The following is a 16,801-nucleotide window of genomic DNA, read 5'->3' as shown; positions in this document are numbered from 1 at the left end:
ACTAGTTCGATCAAACTTTCTTTGAATAAGCCAACCGTCTACTGTTAAACTTTAGTAATCGATAGTTGTACTGTTGTTTACCCCTGCTTCATCTGGAAGTTTAGGAGCTTGAACTAACTTTTTATCAAGAACAACCCGAATAGTTTCGCCATATTTCACTAATTTGTTTACAGTTAACGTTGCTGATGGATTGTACGTATACTCAACGTAGTACGTTTTCCCCTTGGTAACCGTCGTTGTATAATCCTTGTCTGCTTCCATTAATTTAGAATACATTTTCTTATTGGTAAAGAAATCCGTTGCAATTCCAGTAGAAGTAGCGATAACTTTAGTCGCATCACCAGTTAAACGTTCTGCGTCCGTCTTTTCGATTGCAGGGCGTCCATTCGCAAACTCAGTATCCTTAATTTCGATTCCGGCGTCAACGCCATTCGTAGAAGCTAAGAAGAATGAAACCTTAGAAGTAGCTGCAGCGTACACCTTGACACTCATTGTCCCACCATAAACTGCAGCAATTACATCCGTAGCAATAGTATTTGTTGGTGACACCATGTACCCTGCAGGCGCGTTCTTTGAATCCTCAGCAAATTTTGCTAAGGTTTGACCGTTAACGTTTGTTGACTCAGGAGCGCCAACAACGGTTGAAACAACATGTTGGTCTTTCTTGGTATTAGTCAAAGTCGTAATAAACGTTGACTTACCCACAGAGTTACCGTTAGAAGCCAAGTAGTTAACCGTCACACTGTTGTTTTCAGTTGGCGTTGCTTCAGCCATCGTCATGGACAAACCGCCGAGTTCTTGGGTGGTTGCGCTAGCGTTGTAACCCTTACCAGCAAAGATCCAACCAGAAACATCAGAGTTCTTGTCAGAGGTCACGTAGTAGTATAGTGAGCCTTCCTTAGTCTTAGTTTCTGCCTTAGACACAGTAAAGGTATCTTCCTTAGTCGTCCCATACATGTTCACCTTGTGGGCCTTGTAAGTCGTGTGTTGTGGTGCGGTCCATAACGTGTTCTTCTTCACGTCCTTGATGTGGAAACCAGCCGTCCGTGTTGGCATCGTAGCTTCCTTGGTCGTTTGAGCTTCCTTGATACCGGCACCAATCGTCCCCTTGACCTTACCGCCGTAGATGTAGCCACGGTACTTACCGTTCATTGAAACGACCTTGTAGTAAACCGTTCCCCGGTTCGTAACGGCCATGTAGTAGGCCCGGAAGTAGTCCTTGGAGTGCGTTGAGCTAGCCAACTTCTTCACGGTCTTCTTAGAAGCAACCGTCTTGGCGCCCTTCACCGTCCCTGGCTTTGAGTAGATGGCGTTTGTGCCAGTCAACTCAACGTTCTTGCTGTCCTTGCCCAGTGAAGACTTGGACACAACTTTGGCCTTAGAAGCGGCGTCTGCGGTCGTGGCAGTCGTCGTGACCGTTGCCACAGCCCCTAAACTCAGCGCTGCTAAACCTAAATACAACGATTTTGCTAATTGTGCTTGCATAATTTTCTCCCCTAGAAAATAGATTTAGTTGTTCTCGGGTAGTATACCAAGAAGCCCCAGCAAAATGATATAGCGTATGTAAAATACCCTATGTAAATAATTATATTTGGTATAACTAGATAAATAAAAAGGACGTTGACGCTACCTCTATCAGGTGACCTCAACGTCCAAATTTCCGCAAAATTTTTTATTAATAATGAGAGAATCCCTCAGAATTCAATCTCTGCTAAACACTAAAGTCGTCACCTAATCGCTTCTGCATAAGCACTGATTTAGCACGACTCAAATCAATTATTTTCTGACCTTCCCACACGATGATGCGATAGACCTCCCCATCTTTCTTTACGGGGTATGACCGCGATAACGAGTGCCGATTATTCAGTTGAATAATCACGTTAAACAAGGGCATTTTCGCAGCATTTATCAGTTCTTCATCGTCACCAACAACAAGCCATAAAACGTGATGTAGCCACCGTTTCCCTGCCTCAAGCTGTTCATGTGCATGCGTGTGCCCCATCTTCTTGGCTCGTTTAACCTCAATCTGAAAAATAGCATCATCAATAATTGTGCAATCGTTGTCTTTACCTGCACCACGTTTGCCCGATCGTAGATAGCCCGCTTGGTTTTTAAAGTCTTCAATTCGGAAACTTACTGCATGATCACTCTTCACGTGAAATACTAAATCAAATGCATAGTTCTCCTCGTCAATTCGTTGTTTTACTTTCTTTCCTCGCGTCTCTGAACGAAAAACATCGGGATCAATTGCCTGTTTGAACGCTTTGGCGTACGCATCATTCACCTGCAGAATCCCCGTCTTCCCCGTCAATTTGCTCTAATAGATCATAATAATGATTATTGATTTCGTCTGTTGTGTGGTCAAAGTTAGCCAGACCAGCTTGATTTGGACTAGAAATATCGCCCAAATCTCTAACACCTGAATCAGAAAATTCATACACGGAAACGCTCTTAGACATCCCCACATGTTGCTTTTTATTAGCTATTTTAGATTCCAGCATCAGATTAATAAGCTCCTTGACCAAGTAATCACTGTGCGTAGAAATCACAACGTGTTCATCAGATTCTGCCAAGTGATAAAGTAAATCCATTACTAGTTTTTGTCGCGTTGGATGTAAGTTCATCTCTGGCTCATCAACAATCAACCAGTTATAGGGGTTTGTGCTCTTAAGGAACAGATCAATACCTAACAACGACTTGAGAGAAGAAGAGACCAAGCTAAAATCAATCTGTTTAGAATTAGAATCTGAAGTTTGATATTTGATACGATTTGCTGTCTCATCAAACGAAAATGTTCCAGGCACTAATTTTTTTAATAGACGACTCTCTTCTGGGGATGCTCTTGTATATGGCTTATCCAAAAGGTCCAACGAACTATTCAAATACTTGATATATGCCTCAATTGGATAAGGGTAGCGCTCAATAGAAGTATTGGCAGCTAGCGGATTGGCAAAACTTTCTTCAATCACCTGGTTATTTAACCGCGTTCGAAAAACATTGATGCCAATTCTTTCCGCAGGCAAGTAAGTACTAAGAGAAATATTATCGGCAAGAAACCCTTCAATTAATCTATTAATTTGAACCAGTGCTTGTTTCGGTGAAAAGCCCTCGCCATTAAGCGATGTCTCTTCTTGTAAAATTTGCAAAAGATCTCCATCAATTTTAAACGTGAGACTATAATCTTGTCGTTTTTCCCCCTCAAAGGTAGCTCTCTTAGAGGTAGTATCCGAGTAGGAAAACACGATTTTACGCAGAGTAGCATCATTAACAAATTCGAAAGACTCCACATCAAACTTATCAATCGTAATTTTAGAAATATTCTTCTCATACGTCGTCTTATCCTTGAAGAATTCCTCAAAATATTGTCCATCTTCATTCAAAGCATTAAACGTCTCAATCAGCTGTTGAATCAGCGGTTCTCTTAGCTTTTTGATATTAATTTCAAAAGTACCATTCGTCCTCAACTCGTCAAAATCCTGTTCAGAAAGCAAATCGGGCACAAATCTTTCCAACCAATTACGAAAGGCAAAAACGCTATATGCCGCCAACGTTTTTCCAGTACCATTATCCCCAATAAACAGGGTTAAATTATTCAAGTGAATCGTTGCATCTGAAATGGGGCCTAAATTCCGAATTCTCATATGAACTCCCCTTACTTCCGGCTTAGTTTCAACTAGTATATCACGTCAAGGCCGTTCTCTAACCAGCTTTCGTCAGAATAACATAGCGGTCAGACCTCCCGTTTCACCCCATGACTGGTGAACTTAGCGATCACTTATAAAACCAAGCCCCATAAGCGCGGCTCCCGCCAATATTCCGACCATGATCCATCATCTTATACACATTAAAATGCACTTTCCGTTTCCCATGCCCAGCCGAGCGCACCTGCACGTGGAAATACCCCACCGTCTTATAGTGCGAGTAAAACCACTCGTGTCCCTTCAAGTCGTAGCTGTGGCTGCCACGCTTATGCCGGTAGCTCATCCGCTTATACTGCGCCGGATCACCTTCCGAGCCAGCATCAAAGAAGTTTTGGCGAAACGAAATCGTTGGGTGAATGTACGAACCCAACATGAACGTCTTCTTTCCCGTCCAAACGCCCCGCAGAGCTTTCGGTGTCCCTCGATGCCAGGTAGCCGCCTGCCCCTGCGTCTCACCCACCAAACCAATACTCAAACCAACGACAATTGCCATAAGCCATTTTTTCATCAAAAAATCCTCCCCAAACATTATCGCTACCTCCTCAGTATACGCCCGCTCACACGGTTGCGCCCCCAACCTTTCCCAACGTGCGACCGGGAATGCCGTTGGGCCGCCGATTCCACCAACCTATGCTAAACTTCAAGATGGCAACAGCTAAACCGCCTATCTGGTGGCCGTTGCCACCTTGCGACTGACGTAATGCTCAGGCGTTTGTCAGTTGGCGACCCCCATGATTAAGCTCGGCCATTCAGTCGGGTAGTTGCTCACGGCGGCTACCCGGCTTTTTGGTGCGAAATAGAAGGGAGACTAGCTCATGCGTTCAACCCCTAACGCCCATTTTCACGCGCAACCCCAATCACTGGCCGCGGTCCATGCCCACCTGTTGCGCTGGGGCATCATCACCAATCTGAATTATCGCGCACTCGGCCTAGTTGACCCCACCGGCGCGGCGCTGGCTCCCTTGCACGACTATCTCAAGCAGAAGGGCATGGTGGTGCTGGTCCGCAGCATCTGGGACGACGCCTACCACCAGGGCGTGATCACCCTGCTGTTCGACACTGCCCGCTACACGTTTGCCCAGGCCCGCGGCACTTGTGAGCGCAACCTATTTACAGAACACGGCTGTGGCCTGTGGACCGCCGAGGATGAAAGGCAGGCCGAACGCATTCGCCGAGACCGGGCCCGGCAGAAACGTAAACGATTGGCAAGCAAAAAAGCACAAGTAACCGCCATCCCAGTCTCTTTGGGGGCGTCACTTGTGCTTTTAAATTACTGATTATTCTACAGACTCATTCTTGTTAACACCATCGCGAACAGATTTCCAGAATTCCCATGCTTCTTTGGATGGTGAAAAAACATATTTAAAAATGATGATGAACAATGCAATCAAATTAGTGAAGAATCCACTTATCAAGGCAATTTTTAGCGAATCCGAATAGCCTAATTGCATTGGGTCAATTACCACAAAGAAAATCAAACCCGTGACAATTGAAAAGAACCACATGAAGTACTGCAGTAACGAATGCTTCATTTGGTTCTTATCTCGATTTTCCTTAAAAATAACATGATTTAAGTTTTTCATCATTTCTCGTTGCATCTCAGCACTTGATTGCGTTTCAAACTCTGTTAGACGCCGCTTACCAACTAAAGCATTTTTTCGTTTAACATCCGTTCCATTTGAAGGAAATTCATCGTGAGATTTCGTCAACAACTCACGAGCATGCGCTAACGCTGACGATTCAGTGCTCTCTTGCCATTTTGAATCTTGTTGCTGCACTTGCTCGAGATAACGCCGCAAATCATCATTTGCCATCCAGCAGTAGCCTCCGATAGTTTTGTAATCGGATCTTAGCAGTCATTTCGGCCACAAAGTAGGTCTTCGCAATTCGTTTGACCAATTGTGGTAAGGTATCATGCGCCTGAGCGGCTAATTCTACGGTCTCTGTCAGCTTATAATTTGGAATCAAAAACGCCGCGGCAAATTCATTGGCCTGCGTTTCCCGAATCTGTTCCTGTACCGTGTAGTCAGCCTTACCGCGATAGGACACTTCAAGAACTTGGTCCTGCTTAAAATCAGCTAGCTCCACTTGTGTCATGTCAGGTAACCATTTCCAATGTAAAATCAAATGCCCCAGCTCGTGGGCTTTAGTGAAATTCTGCCGAACCGGAACGTTCAAAGCACTCACTGCAATCACTGGCCGATTACTTTGCCCATCCCACCGTAAATAGCCGTCGAATTCCTCAGTTAAAATGTATTTAACGTCAATACCTTCGGCCTCCAAGTAACTATCAACATTTCGATAGTCACTATGTTCTGCAAAAATCTCTTTATGCAAAAGTTCTGCGAGTTCATCAATTGTCTGACGGGTAGAACTATCCATAGCAGCCACCTCCATATTCGTTAAGTGCAACGCCCATTGCCGACTTTCTTAGCTGTCACCAATCTTACCACGGGACAACCATCAGTCCTACTGTTTTCGTTTCACCCAATCAGTTGCCCGACTGCCTAACTATTGGCGAATCCTTTAATCTCTAATCAGTGATCATTTTCTAGCCTATTTATATGGATAATCCGTCGCCCGTGAATGTCGCCCACTGAAAGGCGTCCAGACTTGCATCCGTAATGCCGTCCCCTGTTCAGCATCAAATGTAAGTAGCCGTTTGCCGGACCGCGCGAACGATTTCGTATACGTCCGGTCACTGGCCTGAACGTAATTGCCCGTCACCGTGTAGGTCTTGCGGTGGTCAACGGTCGTTTTGAAATTGATCAGCTCGTTCATCCCAATTTTTTCACCCCAGGTGCCGGTCGTTTCCTGAATGGCATGGCGCGTGATATGTAGGGTGGCATAGTCCCAGTGATACTTCCGCTGGCCCTGTGATTGATAATAAACTTTGTGCTTCGGTGTCCGCCACCAGCCGCGTGCAATCTTAGGTGTGCCGCGATGCGTGACCACTGCAGCGTGCGTGGTCGTGGAGCCAGCCAATAATCCCCCGCTCACCGCGAGAATGGTTAACCCTAAACGAATTGATTGTTGCATATTTTCTCCTCCCAGAAACCCAATCTGCCCGCTAATCTTGACACTAACGAGATAATTTCAGTATACACCCCACGCCATTTTTAGTCGGATTGGTTTCCCCCACTCACAATCTACGTTACAATAGACCAATCAAATCTAAAACTATGAGGTGCAACATGTCCATCAAACTTACGCTCGCCAATAACCAAGTCCTGACCATCGACCAAGACACGCCACTCAAGGCCTGGAAGGGCACGCACGATAAGAACGAGGAAACCGGCAAACGCGAATTCTACGCCGAATCCATCCTCGACGGCACCCTGCTGGCCGACACGGAACTGACCGCTTCTGACCTGATGGTGGCCCTGCAAGGCTTCCTCAGTCACGCCGACTGGTTCGCCGTGGGTCCCGACTTCAAGCAACTTATCCAAACATCTAGCGTGGTTGCGCTGGAAGCTTAATTTAGTTATTTTTGCCGGCTGTTTTCCGATGGGAGATGGTCGGCTTTTTTCTACCTATTCAGATGCCGTTTATGGCTTAAAGACACTCTACCTCTACAGCAAGCCAACATTTAAGAAGTCCCAGCGTATCGCCAAGTATCCCAAAGTTAAATGGATCCAGCGTCCCATCTTCGTGGTCACGGGTCAGGCTTATTCCAGTGCTGACCGCCTGCGCTACGCAGTTCGTGACGTGAATCATGATAGCGCCGCCTACTGCAAGACCGGCTACATCACGGCGAAAACCAACTTTGTGATAACAGTCTACTATCAGAAGGCTGTCGGCCAAGTGAAAGTAATCAATGCTAAAGGTATCAACACTTACCACAACCAAAATCTAACGCAGAGAGTCATGCACGTTGCCCGTGGCAAGATCATGAAGGTACTATCGACGGACGACTCGCCTGCAATTGGCTACCGGCCAGTACATCCCTGGTAATAAGATTTTAGTCATGGCTGTGGCCAAATAACTGTACACGTTAAAACGGGCCACACTCACTTTTCTGAGGTAGTCCGTTTTTATATTTCAAATGCTTTCTAGCTATGACATACATTTCTATATGAACCATGTTCAACCTAATAAACTAATTGTTTTCTGGCACAATCAGCCGGTAATGGCAATTTACGTTTGATTGTCCGAGTAAACAAAATAATATATATATCAAGCTCTCTCAGTCAGAAGTTGGTGTGCCAATTGACTCGATGACCGTACTTACTCAAATGAATCGCCACTTAAATACTAAAATACCGATTCATTTAATGGCAAATTGCTTTTGCTAGCAGTGTAATACTCTTTAGAAGACATCCTGATACTCTCCTAGAGTAGTTCTAAGACAACTCCCTCAACTCTATAAAATGTAGCGTGGCTAGACAGCATACTTGTGTTCTTTGAAGTTGACTACCTGCATATCTGGTATCACTGAACGCAACAAACACACCATGTTTAGCCCTTGTGAACCCCACATAAAATTTATTTACAAACTCCCGTACAGCTGCAATGTTATCTTTGGTAACAATTAACTGATTTTCCCCCTGCTGAAACCCAATGGCTCTGGAGTCATAGTAATTTGGAAACTCTCCTTGTTCAAAGTTTGCAATAATGACATAGTCCCATTCTAGTCCCTTAGAACCATGAATTTTGCTAACAGTAACTGGCAACTTAACATCACCTATACTTTGTCTAAGTGAATTTGACAATAGTGTATCAATAATGAATTCAGAACGATGTCGACTACGAACTTTCATTGCTGCTCCACTTAAGAAAGCCCTTAATAGATTGACAAGTGAATCAAGATATCTTGTGTTTGACAGCTCATGTGAGATTTCATCTATAAACTCATCTATTTCTAATTTCATAATCGGCCTACTAGCAAATTTTTCCTGATACATCAAAGCTACTCTTTCTTGAAAATCAACTACAATACTACTATTTTCATCAAAAGTAGCATCAAAAAGTTTAATGTTTTGTTCATCCAGGTTAAAACTCAATTTATTTATCAGTGCGTCAGTATTTCTCCCCTTCTGATAAACCAAAACAGCTATCCTATTATCTGAATTTCTTTCCAACATCCTATTAATTAATGACGAAATTTTATCTGCCTCTTCTGGAATTGTAGTGCCATGAAGAGCCTGAATTCCCGTTACTGGGAGACTGTACTGACTTTGCGGATTTTCTCGGAAGCTACGAAAATTTGCATCTAACGTTCTCATTAGACGATTGGTATGGAACCTATGATTAATTTTCAGTCGCACGTACTTTGATTCTGTATTCAGGGTTTCCTGGCTAATCAGATCAGGCATTGCACCCAAAAATCCATAAACCTCTTGCATAGAGTCGCCAAATGCGATGAATTTATTCTCTTTACCAACCAATTTATGTATCAATGACAGCCCTAACATATTAGTATCTTGAAATTCATCGACACAAATTGCAACGAAATAGTCCCTATAGAAACTTAACACATCATTGAACTTATAGAACAGTTCCAATACAAACGTTATTATCGAATTATAAGGTAATTCCGACCTGCATAAAAATCCATTTCTAATTACTTTATTGTAGTTAAAAATCATGGAGTCCAACATTTTCTCGGACACATTTGCGTTGCTAATTCCGCTCTCAAAAGTATTCACAATAGCCAGTGATTCTGAATCCAAGCTCTTATAAGCTGTTGCCTGAGTTGTGCCCAAATTCGTATACTTATCGATATCTCTGAGTCCAACCAGATATCCATACTTCCGAAGAATACCCCGACACAGCCCATGGAAATTGGTTGCAAATACTTTATCAGCCAGCTCTGGACTTTTCCCCTCAAATGCCAGCCCCACACTTTCCTTCATACGACGTGCAGCACTCACACTAAATGATAAGCATAAAACTTTTTTATAGTTTTTAATGTAATCTTTTGCCATCCAATATTGAATCATGCTTACCATTGTATATGTTTTTCCATACCCGGCAGGGGCTTCAACGATAACATTTTTTTCTTGGGCTTGAATCACTGATAGCTGAGTCGGATCATCTAAATTTTCCGAAATTATCTTCTGAGCTAATTTTTCATTATTCATCTTTGATGGCCACCTCAATTGCCCTTTGATATACGTCTGGAGTCAAAGAAATGTTTTCTGCAATCAAACGTCCATTCAAAGTTGATTTATCTTTAAAGTACTTTTTAATAACATCTTCTCTAATATTTTCTTTAATCTTTGCCCGCTCATCACTAGAAAGATTCCGTAGAAATTTTTCAACCAATTCAGAAATATTTGTTTCGGGAATAAGACGCTGCTGCTTGTAGTCGTCTCCAAATGTTCTATCCCAATAACTTCCTGTGTACTCATTTCCCTTGATATACAACTCAAAATCGCCAAAATAATTATTTAGTTCATCCAACGTAATACTACTCCAGCATTCATCTTCAAAATCAGATTTATCTGTAATAAATAGATTTTCTACCTTCATTTGTCTGTCTTTACCGTCACTATCAATAATAGAAACGCTTTTTATTTTTAAGTACGACAATACTTTAGTTAGCGCAGGCACTGCTGTAACACTTCCCGCTCCAATTACATCAACGTTAAAGTCTATTAATGATTTACCAATATTGTCGGCTAGCACTGGAATCGCACCAACCTCCGTATACCCTTCTACAATGATTACAGCATCAGCAAACAAGGCATCCTTAATGTTTGCCATTTGTTGTTGTACCATTTTTAACTCCTTAGGGTTCAAATTAATTAACGAACCAGATGCCACCTCAACATCACCAAGTCGCCGAGTGAAACGACAAATTTTAGTAAAGTCTCCTGCCACTACGTTAGGCGAGTGAGTCACAACAAATAATTGACCTGAGATTACATCGATATTAAATAATGTTTTCAACAACTCATTAAATCCGTTATCCTCTCCTTTTAGCATTTTTTGTACCTGCTTCATCAGCTTTACTTGTAAGTTGGGATGTAAATGTACATCGGGCTCATCCAAACATAAAATAACATTCAAAATATGTTGTCCACTTGTATTCTCAACAATGTGTGTATCTAATTTCCCATATCGACTCCAATTAAATATCTGATCAATAATTCTTAACGAAATTAAACTACTAAATTGAGTACCATATCCTAAATTTGAAAATCCTATGCCTTCATTGTCTGTTACCGTTAGCGCCCTAGTAATGTACTCAGAGTAATCAGATCCGACTCCTACTGACACTTCGTTTTCCTCAAAGGGTTTGATTCTATGCAAGTTCTTATTGATAAAATCAATCAATTCTTTTTCATGTGGGGATTCTGTAATTTTATTATCTTTCTCATTAGACGAACTAATGTATGAATTCACTAAAAGTGGTATTAATTTGTATTTACCGTAATTAGCAGTTAAATCATTTTCTTTAACTGGCTTAACATTTGAAGAATACCCTACATAATTTGCTCGTTTAATTTGCACAACGGATATATCCGATTCTGTATCCTTATGGATGAATTCAATTCGATCGTCCGGAAATAATTGTGTACATGTCAAAACTACCTCATTTTTATTTTCTGGAGAAAAATTATCCCCAAAAACACCCAACTCATCGTCTGATAAGAGAAATGTCATATCAACGACAATCGGACTTTCCGGATTTGAAAAATCACTACTTTGAAAATTTTTGCCTTCTAAAATGGTTTCAATCATATCCAAAGTACTTGTCTTACCAATATTATTGCGTCCTACCAAGTAATTTACATTCAAATCAAATGTCATATCAACGTCTGATAACATTCTGTAATTTGTGATTTTTACTCTTTTTAAATACACATTTACCACTCCAATCAATTTAAAAAAGGATTGTTCCATCGACAATTCCGACTACAAATACTCATGTAATAATTTTAAATTCATTCCCCAATCCGAACCCGCCGAGTAGAATACCCCTCACCTTCATCGTAGGCCTCAAAGTCCTCTTTGATTTCCTTACCATACGTGATTGCTTCCTTATCCAAATGAAAGTCCCCCACCTTAGTACTCAAAGAGATTAGAACATCCTCATGACAGGCTGTAGAAAATTTCAGCTGCGCATGATTAGTTTTATTCAGTTCATCTGGATACAGCCGTGACTTTGCCTTACCGATTTTTTCCAATTCTTTGATGTCTACATCCAAGCTTTGATGAATTTTCTCCAAGACGTTGGTGGTCAAACAAATATACTTGACGTTGGGCCGTAGCACTGGGATATGGATACTTTCGCTTTCCTTTTTACCTTCATTATCCACATCTTTGTCACTAGCACTTTCTGCCTCCTGTAGACGCAAAACGACGTTATAGATTGGAGTGTCTCCCTCCATCTGAACTCGAATAGCACCCATTCTTATACCTATGTACTGTTGTAAGAGCGCTTTAATTTTGTTACCGGCCCGTGTGTTTTCACCATCCCCATCCAGTTCAGCATTAGCATCCATTGAATCATAAAGCTTTACCGTATCTGCTGAAATCGGTTCTGTCCAGTAACGCATGGTCACACTAAAAGGACGGCACTCTAATCGACGTTGGGCCTCACTTTGATCTTTCTGAATGGTTGTTTGCCAGCCAATTCCCAAGATAGCGATGATAGCACCGAGACCGCTAACTAGGTCGGAGACACTGCCAAGTTCCATATGAAAGCCTAAATTTAAAACAAGTGCGACAATTATCAAGCCTAAAACAATAGCTACTCCTAGCCTAAGATAACGCTTAGTAGCATCACTAATCCCTTCATATTTCACTATCAACATCTCCTGGCTTGTAAATTACTTTTATAATAATCCCGAAACCAGCTAAATACTATAGACATCCCTCTACTTTGTGGCAATTCATAGTTTCCGACATTTAGTGTCTACCATTATCTGTCACCAAAAATATTCTCAGCACTATCTCCAATTACTCTAACGACTTGATTTTTAGCAAAAAAGCCATGCTAACCGCCAACAAACAGCGGTCAAGCATGGCTTTTCCAATACACCTATTCAGCTTTACGTTCAGCCAAATCGGCCATAATCTTCGGGTACTTCTTATCCAGGTCGTACATCCACAACATAACAATTTGCAGAATGTAAATGACAACTGGAATGTAGATAAACAATTGATAAATCGCTTGAATCGCACTACCAGATTGAGTTGCCAGAGTCCCATCATAGTGGCCCCAAGCTAATACCCAGCCAGTCAGCGCAGTCCCAAGACCAACACCAATCTTTTGGCCTAAACTACCGCCACTGTAGAGCAATCCTTCAATCCGGACGTGGGTCTTCCATTCCCCATATTCAATCGTGTCAGGGAACATTGCCCAAACACCACCAAGCAGTGGTGCTTGCCCGATGCCTTTGATGATTTGGGCCGTCATGACCATGCCAAAGCTCTTGGCATCAACCAACGTGACCAAGTAACCAACGATACTGATCAAAGAACCATAAACCATGACTTTCGTCTTACCATATTTTTTAAACAATCCAGCAATAACTAAGAATCCAATCAGAACGGGTGCTAAGTAACCAATCGTTAAGACCCCAACTAAAGAATCGTTATGCAAAATGTACTTAGCGTAGTAAATCGTACTCCCTTGGTTCAGCGCGTAACCGATACTGTAGATAATGAAGAAGATTGTTGCAATCCACCAGTACTTGTTGTGCCAAACGGCCTTTAAACTGGTCTTCAGTGGAATCTGTTCCTTTGGTGCTTCCTGAACCCGTTCACGTTGTGACTTGAACACAATCATCAGCAGAACAACTGAAATTGCGGATAAGATTGCGTACGTGATAACCCAGCTAACCTGTTTGTTTCCAAAGAAGTTAACCAATGGCATCGTCGCGTTGGTAACAATCAATACCCCAATTTGTGCCATGAACATCCGGAACAAGTTGAAGATTTCCCGTTGATGTTGATCCCGGGTAACCAATGAGTTCAGGGTCCCATAAGGAATCGCAATCGTTGAGAACGATACCATCAAAATGTTATACGAAACAAAGATGTAAACAACTTTAGCAACCTCGGACCAACTCGTTGGCACCGCGAATAGTAAAATCGTCAGTGCAGCAAACGGCACAGCCCCGTATAACAACCATGGCCGCGTCTTCCCCCAACGACTATGGGTCTTATCAACTAAGCCACCAACGACAACATCAATGATTCCATCAAATGACCGTGAGAACAGCATCAACGTCCCAATAATTCCGGCCGAGATACCAATCACATCAGTATAGAAGTAGACTACGAACATTCCTAGTGAAGCAAAGGTAAAGTTAACCGCCATATCCCCGAAACCAAAGCCAAGGTAATCCTTAAAGCCCAGGTTTTCTTTAAGTGAGGAAGATACGGACTCTTGTTTCTCTGCACTTTCCATATTTTCACCCCTGATTATTCAACGTCAAAGTTCAAAACGTTCCATGAGCCCTTGGCCAAAACGATATCGGTTGCGTTAGCATCCTTCACCGTTGCTTCGGTAGGAACCACCTTTTCTGGATCTTCAAACGTGTTGCGGGCTTCCAAATCATTTCCAGTAAATTGAATGTGTTGGGTCAAACTAGTCTTGCCTAAACGGGTGAAGTTCAAGGACAACGTTGCGTCATTCTCAGTATCAGAGTTCAAAGCGAAGACGTGCAATTGATGCTTAGCTTCATCGTAAACCGTGGCACTTTCAATCACGGGGATAACACCGTAAGAAGTCTTTTGCGTATCACCGGAGACTTGTGGTTGAAGCACAGTGCCACGACCATACTTGCTTAACAGGGCAAATGGGTAGTAGATTGTTTGCTTTAACAGATTGCCCTTTTCGTCAGTCGTAATAGGCGCGATAACGTTGAGTAATTGGGCCAAGCAAGCAATTTCAACAGCATCCGTGTTGTTCAGAATATCAATCCCTAAACCACCAACGGTCAAGGCATCTAACAGTGAATACTTTTCTTGTAAGATGGCTGGATGTTCTTCCCACTTCTTAGCACTAGTCAATTCAAACGTCGTCATCCCGTTCAGGTCGTCCAGGTTATCCAACTTGATGTCTTGGAAGTTCCAAACATTCCATTCGTCCAGGCAGATTTTGATTTGCTTGTCACGGTACTTCGTCTGTAAGGATTGGACAAAGTTCAAAGAGTTCTTCGTGTTCTTAATGTGCGTATCCAATTGCTTCCAAGAAGCTAAGAAATCGGTGTTCCCTTGACCAGAATTCATGTTGTAATTATGAGTAGAAATGTAATCAACGTATGGGTAAAGTTCCTTCATGATGGTCCGGTCCCATTCCAGATACGTTGGTAGCATTTCGTAACTGCTCCCGCAAGCAACTAACTTAATGCTCTTGTCGACCCACTTCATCATCTTGGCAGCTTCCCGGGCCTTCTTCGCATATTCTTCAGCAGACATATGCCCGGCTTGCCAGTCGCCTTCCATTTCATTCCCTAAGCACCAGTACTTGATGTTGTAAGGCTTACGGTGACCGTTCTTAATCCGCAGGTCACTCCAGTAGGTGCCATGATCATGGTTACAGTATTCAACTAATTCAGCAGCGGAACGAATACTCCCAGTCCCTAAGTTAACGGCAATCATGGGTTCAACACCGACTTCTTCAGCCCATTCGCAGAAGTCATCGATACCAAATTGGTTGGTTTCAATACTAGACCAAGCAAATTCCATGGTCTTCTTCCGGTCTTTCTTAGGGCCGATACCGTCTTTCCAATTGTAATTAGAAACAAAGTTCCCACCAGGATAACGGATAACCCCCAGGTTCAGGTCCTTGACTTCCTTCTTAACATCTTTACGGAAACCATGTTCATCAGAGAAATCTTTGTCTGGGTCATAAATCCCACCATAGATGGAACGGCCTAGATGTTCTGTAAAGGAACTCCAAACCTTAGGATCAACCTTGCCAATTTCAAATAGCTTATCGTAGCTGTATGTAGACTTCATTATAAATATCTCCTTCGCTAAATTAATCAATCAGATTTACATCTGTCTTTCATGATTACAGGTACATTTTAGCAAATATGACAGCGGTTACAATAACTTATGGACAACTGAATTCGATAAATGCTTTTTCACTTAACAAAAGTGGTAATTGAAGTTCTTCAGATAACCTTTTATACTTGTTAATAGATAGACAAGGGTATCTGACCCTGTACATATAAATAATTTTATCAAGAATGGAGGATTTCACGATGCTCGTAGATGTTACTGATAAATCCCTACCCGTTTATAAAGCTTTAGCTAACTCTGTGCGACTCCATATTATTCGCTTGCTTTGCGAACGACCATATAGTGTCAAAGAATTAGCGGAACAATTAGGTTTGAGCCAACCGCTCACACTGCGTCACGTCAATCAGCTCCAGAAAGCTGGCCTCATCAACTTTACCAAAGATGGCAAGAGTAAGGTCTCTCACATCAGCGTCGACGAAGTTAAAATGGAGGTTCCTCGTCAAGTTAATTCCGCCTTGAATTCCCAGCGAATCGACATCCCCGTTGGCTTGTTCAATGATTTTGACGTCAAACCGACCTGTGGCCTCGCTGATTTAAACAGTTTTATTGGCCACGTAGATGAACCTAAATACTTTCTCGACTCACAACGGATGAACGCCAGGATTTTATGGTTCAGCCAAGGCTTCGTCGAGTACCAAATCGGGAACTATCTGAGCCCTAGTGACCACGTTGAAATGATAACGCTTTCAGCTGAAATGGGATCAGAAATTCCTTTGTCCAATAGCGATTGGCCCTCTGATATCACATTCACACTAAATGACCATCGACTGGGCACTTGGACCAGCCCCGGCGACTTCGCAGATACACGGGGAAAATATACCCCACTGTGGACCCCCTCACAGTTCAATCAGTACGGAACCATGTTGACGGTTCTCATCTCCAGCAAAGGTACCTGGATTGGCGGCAAAATGGTCAGCAGCACAACCATTGCGGACCTCATGCCCCTGCCCAGCCGTCTGAAACTGCGCATTTCAGTTGAGGCTAACGCTGAGCATGTTGGCGGCTGTACTATTTTCGGTAAGGGCTTTGGGAATAGCAATCAAGATATGTATTTGACCATGTACTATAGTTCATAAAACCACTTAAAATTTGTACTGAACTCAAAAGGCACG

The 16,801-nt window shown here is 42.5% G+C and carries 16 protein-coding genes; 4 read left to right on the top strand and 12 right to left on the bottom strand.

Annotated elements, in window-relative coordinates:
- Positions 1-51: 51 nt before the first annotated feature.
- The 4 genes from JUF22_RS05290 to JUF22_RS05275 form a co-directional block, all read right to left on the bottom strand.
- Positions 52-1,485 (bottom strand): S-layer protein, encoded by a 1,434-nt coding sequence (locus JUF22_RS05290; protein ID WP_203644237.1) that lies wholly within the window; start codon positions 1,483-1,485, stop codon positions 52-54.
- 226 nt (positions 1,486-1,711) lie between these two features.
- Positions 1,712-2,284 (bottom strand): hypothetical protein, encoded by a 573-nt coding sequence (locus JUF22_RS05285; RefSeq protein WP_203644235.1) that lies wholly within the window; start codon positions 2,282-2,284, stop codon positions 1,712-1,714.
- Positions 2,277-3,641, bottom strand: a complete 1,365-nt coding sequence (locus JUF22_RS05280; RefSeq protein WP_203644233.1) for an AAA family ATPase — start codon at positions 3,639-3,641, stop codon at positions 2,277-2,279. The genes JUF22_RS05285 and JUF22_RS05280 overlap by 8 nt, the downstream gene beginning before the upstream one ends.
- 130 nt (positions 3,642-3,771) lie before the next feature.
- Positions 3,772-4,209, bottom strand: coding sequence for a hypothetical protein (locus tag JUF22_RS05275; protein ID WP_203644231.1), 438 nt, complete (start codon positions 4,207-4,209; stop codon positions 3,772-3,774).
- 307 nt (positions 4,210-4,516) lie between these two features.
- On the opposite strand from JUF22_RS05275, the gene JUF22_RS05270 reads away from it, so the two are divergent.
- A complete protein-coding gene (locus JUF22_RS05270; protein ID WP_203644229.1) occupies positions 4,517-4,978 on the top strand; it encodes a hypothetical protein in 462 nt (153 codons plus the stop codon).
- On the opposite strand, the gene JUF22_RS05265 is transcribed toward JUF22_RS05270, so the two are convergent.
- The 3 genes from JUF22_RS05265 to JUF22_RS05255 form a co-directional block, all read right to left on the bottom strand.
- The gene (locus JUF22_RS05265; RefSeq protein WP_203644227.1) at positions 4,979-5,515 is read right to left on the bottom strand and encodes a hypothetical protein; all 537 of its coding nucleotides are present in this window, start codon (positions 5,513-5,515) and stop codon (positions 4,979-4,981) included. It abuts the gene before it with no gap.
- Entirely contained in the window at positions 5,505-6,083 is a 579-nt protein-coding gene (locus tag JUF22_RS05260; RefSeq protein ID WP_203644225.1) for an ImmA/IrrE family metallo-endopeptidase, read from the bottom strand. The genes JUF22_RS05265 and JUF22_RS05260 overlap by 11 nt, the downstream gene beginning before the upstream one ends.
- A 174-nt stretch (positions 6,084-6,257) precedes the next feature.
- A complete protein-coding gene (locus JUF22_RS05255; RefSeq protein ID WP_203644223.1) occupies positions 6,258-6,740 on the bottom strand; it encodes a hypothetical protein in 483 nt (160 codons plus the stop codon).
- A 155-nt stretch (positions 6,741-6,895) separates the two neighbouring features.
- Here JUF22_RS05255 and JUF22_RS05250 point away from each other — a divergent pair, with 155 nt between their 5' ends.
- On the top strand, positions 6,896-7,180 hold the full coding sequence (locus tag JUF22_RS05250; protein WP_203644221.1) for a hypothetical protein: 285 nt from the start codon (positions 6,896-6,898) through the stop codon (positions 7,178-7,180).
- Between the two features lie 28 nt (positions 7,181-7,208).
- Complete coding sequence (locus JUF22_RS05245) at positions 7,209-7,655, top strand: DUF5776 domain-containing protein (protein WP_203644219.1); 447 nt, start codon at positions 7,209-7,211, stop codon at positions 7,653-7,655.
- Positions 7,656-8,044: 389 nt separating this feature from the next.
- On the opposite strand, the gene JUF22_RS05240 is transcribed toward JUF22_RS05245, so the two are convergent.
- From JUF22_RS05240 to JUF22_RS05220, 5 genes are all read right to left on the bottom strand, one after another.
- Entirely contained in the window at positions 8,045-9,784 is a 1,740-nt protein-coding gene (locus JUF22_RS05240; RefSeq protein ID WP_203644217.1) for a UvrD-helicase domain-containing protein, read from the bottom strand.
- Positions 9,777-11,552, bottom strand: a complete 1,776-nt coding sequence (locus tag JUF22_RS05235; protein ID WP_203644215.1) for an ATP-dependent nuclease — start codon at positions 11,550-11,552, stop codon at positions 9,777-9,779. Before JUF22_RS05235 ends, JUF22_RS05240 begins: the two co-directional genes overlap by 8 nt.
- 41 nt (positions 11,553-11,593) lie before the next feature.
- Positions 11,594-12,457, bottom strand: a complete 864-nt coding sequence (locus JUF22_RS05230) for a hypothetical protein (RefSeq protein WP_203644213.1) — start codon at positions 12,455-12,457, stop codon at positions 11,594-11,596.
- 236 nt (positions 12,458-12,693) lie between these two features.
- Positions 12,694-14,067, bottom strand: a complete 1,374-nt coding sequence (locus tag JUF22_RS05225) for an MFS transporter (RefSeq protein ID WP_203644211.1) — start codon at positions 14,065-14,067, stop codon at positions 12,694-12,696.
- 14 nt (positions 14,068-14,081) lie between these two features.
- Positions 14,082-15,623 (bottom strand): alpha-N-arabinofuranosidase, encoded by a 1,542-nt coding sequence (locus tag JUF22_RS05220; protein WP_203639369.1) that lies wholly within the window; start codon positions 15,621-15,623, stop codon positions 14,082-14,084.
- 248 nt (positions 15,624-15,871) lie between these two features.
- On the opposite strand from JUF22_RS05220, the gene JUF22_RS05215 reads away from it, so the two are divergent.
- Positions 15,872-16,765: an ArsR/SmtB family transcription factor gene (locus JUF22_RS05215; protein WP_203644209.1), complete on the top strand. Its 894-nt coding sequence runs from the start codon at positions 15,872-15,874 to the stop codon at positions 16,763-16,765.
- The last annotated feature ends 36 nt before the right edge of the window (positions 16,766-16,801 follow it).

The sequence above is a fragment of the Levilactobacillus lanxiensis genome (assembly GCF_016861655.1).
In the GTDB taxonomy this organism is placed as follows: Bacteria; Bacillota; Bacilli; order Lactobacillales; family Lactobacillaceae; genus Levilactobacillus; species Levilactobacillus lanxiensis.
This window is presented reverse-complemented; position numbering and strand designations above follow the sequence as displayed.

Bases quoted from the DNA above. Each gene is read 5' to 3' on its own strand.
- JUF22_RS05290 (WP_203644237.1), bottom strand. From the start codon at position 1,485: ATGCAAGCACAATTAGCAAAATCGTTGTATTTAGGTTTAGCAGCGCTG.
- JUF22_RS05280 (WP_203644233.1), bottom strand. From the start codon at position 3,641: ATGAGAATTCGGAATTTAGGCCCCATTTCAGATGCAACGATTCACTTG.
- JUF22_RS05275 (WP_203644231.1), bottom strand. From the start codon at position 4,209: ATGAAAAAATGGCTTATGGCAATTGTCGTTGGTTTGAGTATTGGTTTG.
- JUF22_RS05270 (WP_203644229.1), top strand. From the start codon at position 4,517: ATGCGTTCAACCCCTAACGCCCATTTTCACGCGCAACCCCAATCACTG.
- JUF22_RS05265 (WP_203644227.1), bottom strand. From the start codon at position 5,515: ATGGCAAATGATGATTTGCGGCGTTATCTCGAGCAAGTGCAGCAACAA.
- JUF22_RS05260 (WP_203644225.1), bottom strand. From the start codon at position 6,083: ATGGATAGTTCTACCCGTCAGACAATTGATGAACTCGCAGAACTTTTG.
- JUF22_RS05255 (WP_203644223.1), bottom strand. From the start codon at position 6,740: ATGCAACAATCAATTCGTTTAGGGTTAACCATTCTCGCGGTGAGCGGG.
- JUF22_RS05250 (WP_203644221.1), top strand. From the start codon at position 6,896: ATGTCCATCAAACTTACGCTCGCCAATAACCAAGTCCTGACCATCGAC.
- JUF22_RS05245 (WP_203644219.1), top strand. From the start codon at position 7,209: ATGGGAGATGGTCGGCTTTTTTCTACCTATTCAGATGCCGTTTATGGC.
- JUF22_RS05240 (WP_203644217.1), bottom strand. From the start codon at position 9,784: ATGAATAATGAAAAATTAGCTCAGAAGATAATTTCGGAAAATTTAGAT.
- JUF22_RS05235 (WP_203644215.1), bottom strand. From the start codon at position 11,552: ATGGAACAATCCTTTTTTAAATTGATTGGAGTGGTAAATGTGTATTTA.
- JUF22_RS05225 (WP_203644211.1), bottom strand. From the start codon at position 14,067: ATGGAAAGTGCAGAGAAACAAGAGTCCGTATCTTCCTCACTTAAAGAA.
- JUF22_RS05220 (WP_203639369.1), bottom strand. From the start codon at position 15,623: ATGAAGTCTACATACAGCTACGATAAGCTATTTGAAATTGGCAAGGTT.
- JUF22_RS05215 (WP_203644209.1), top strand. From the start codon at position 15,872: ATGCTCGTAGATGTTACTGATAAATCCCTACCCGTTTATAAAGCTTTA.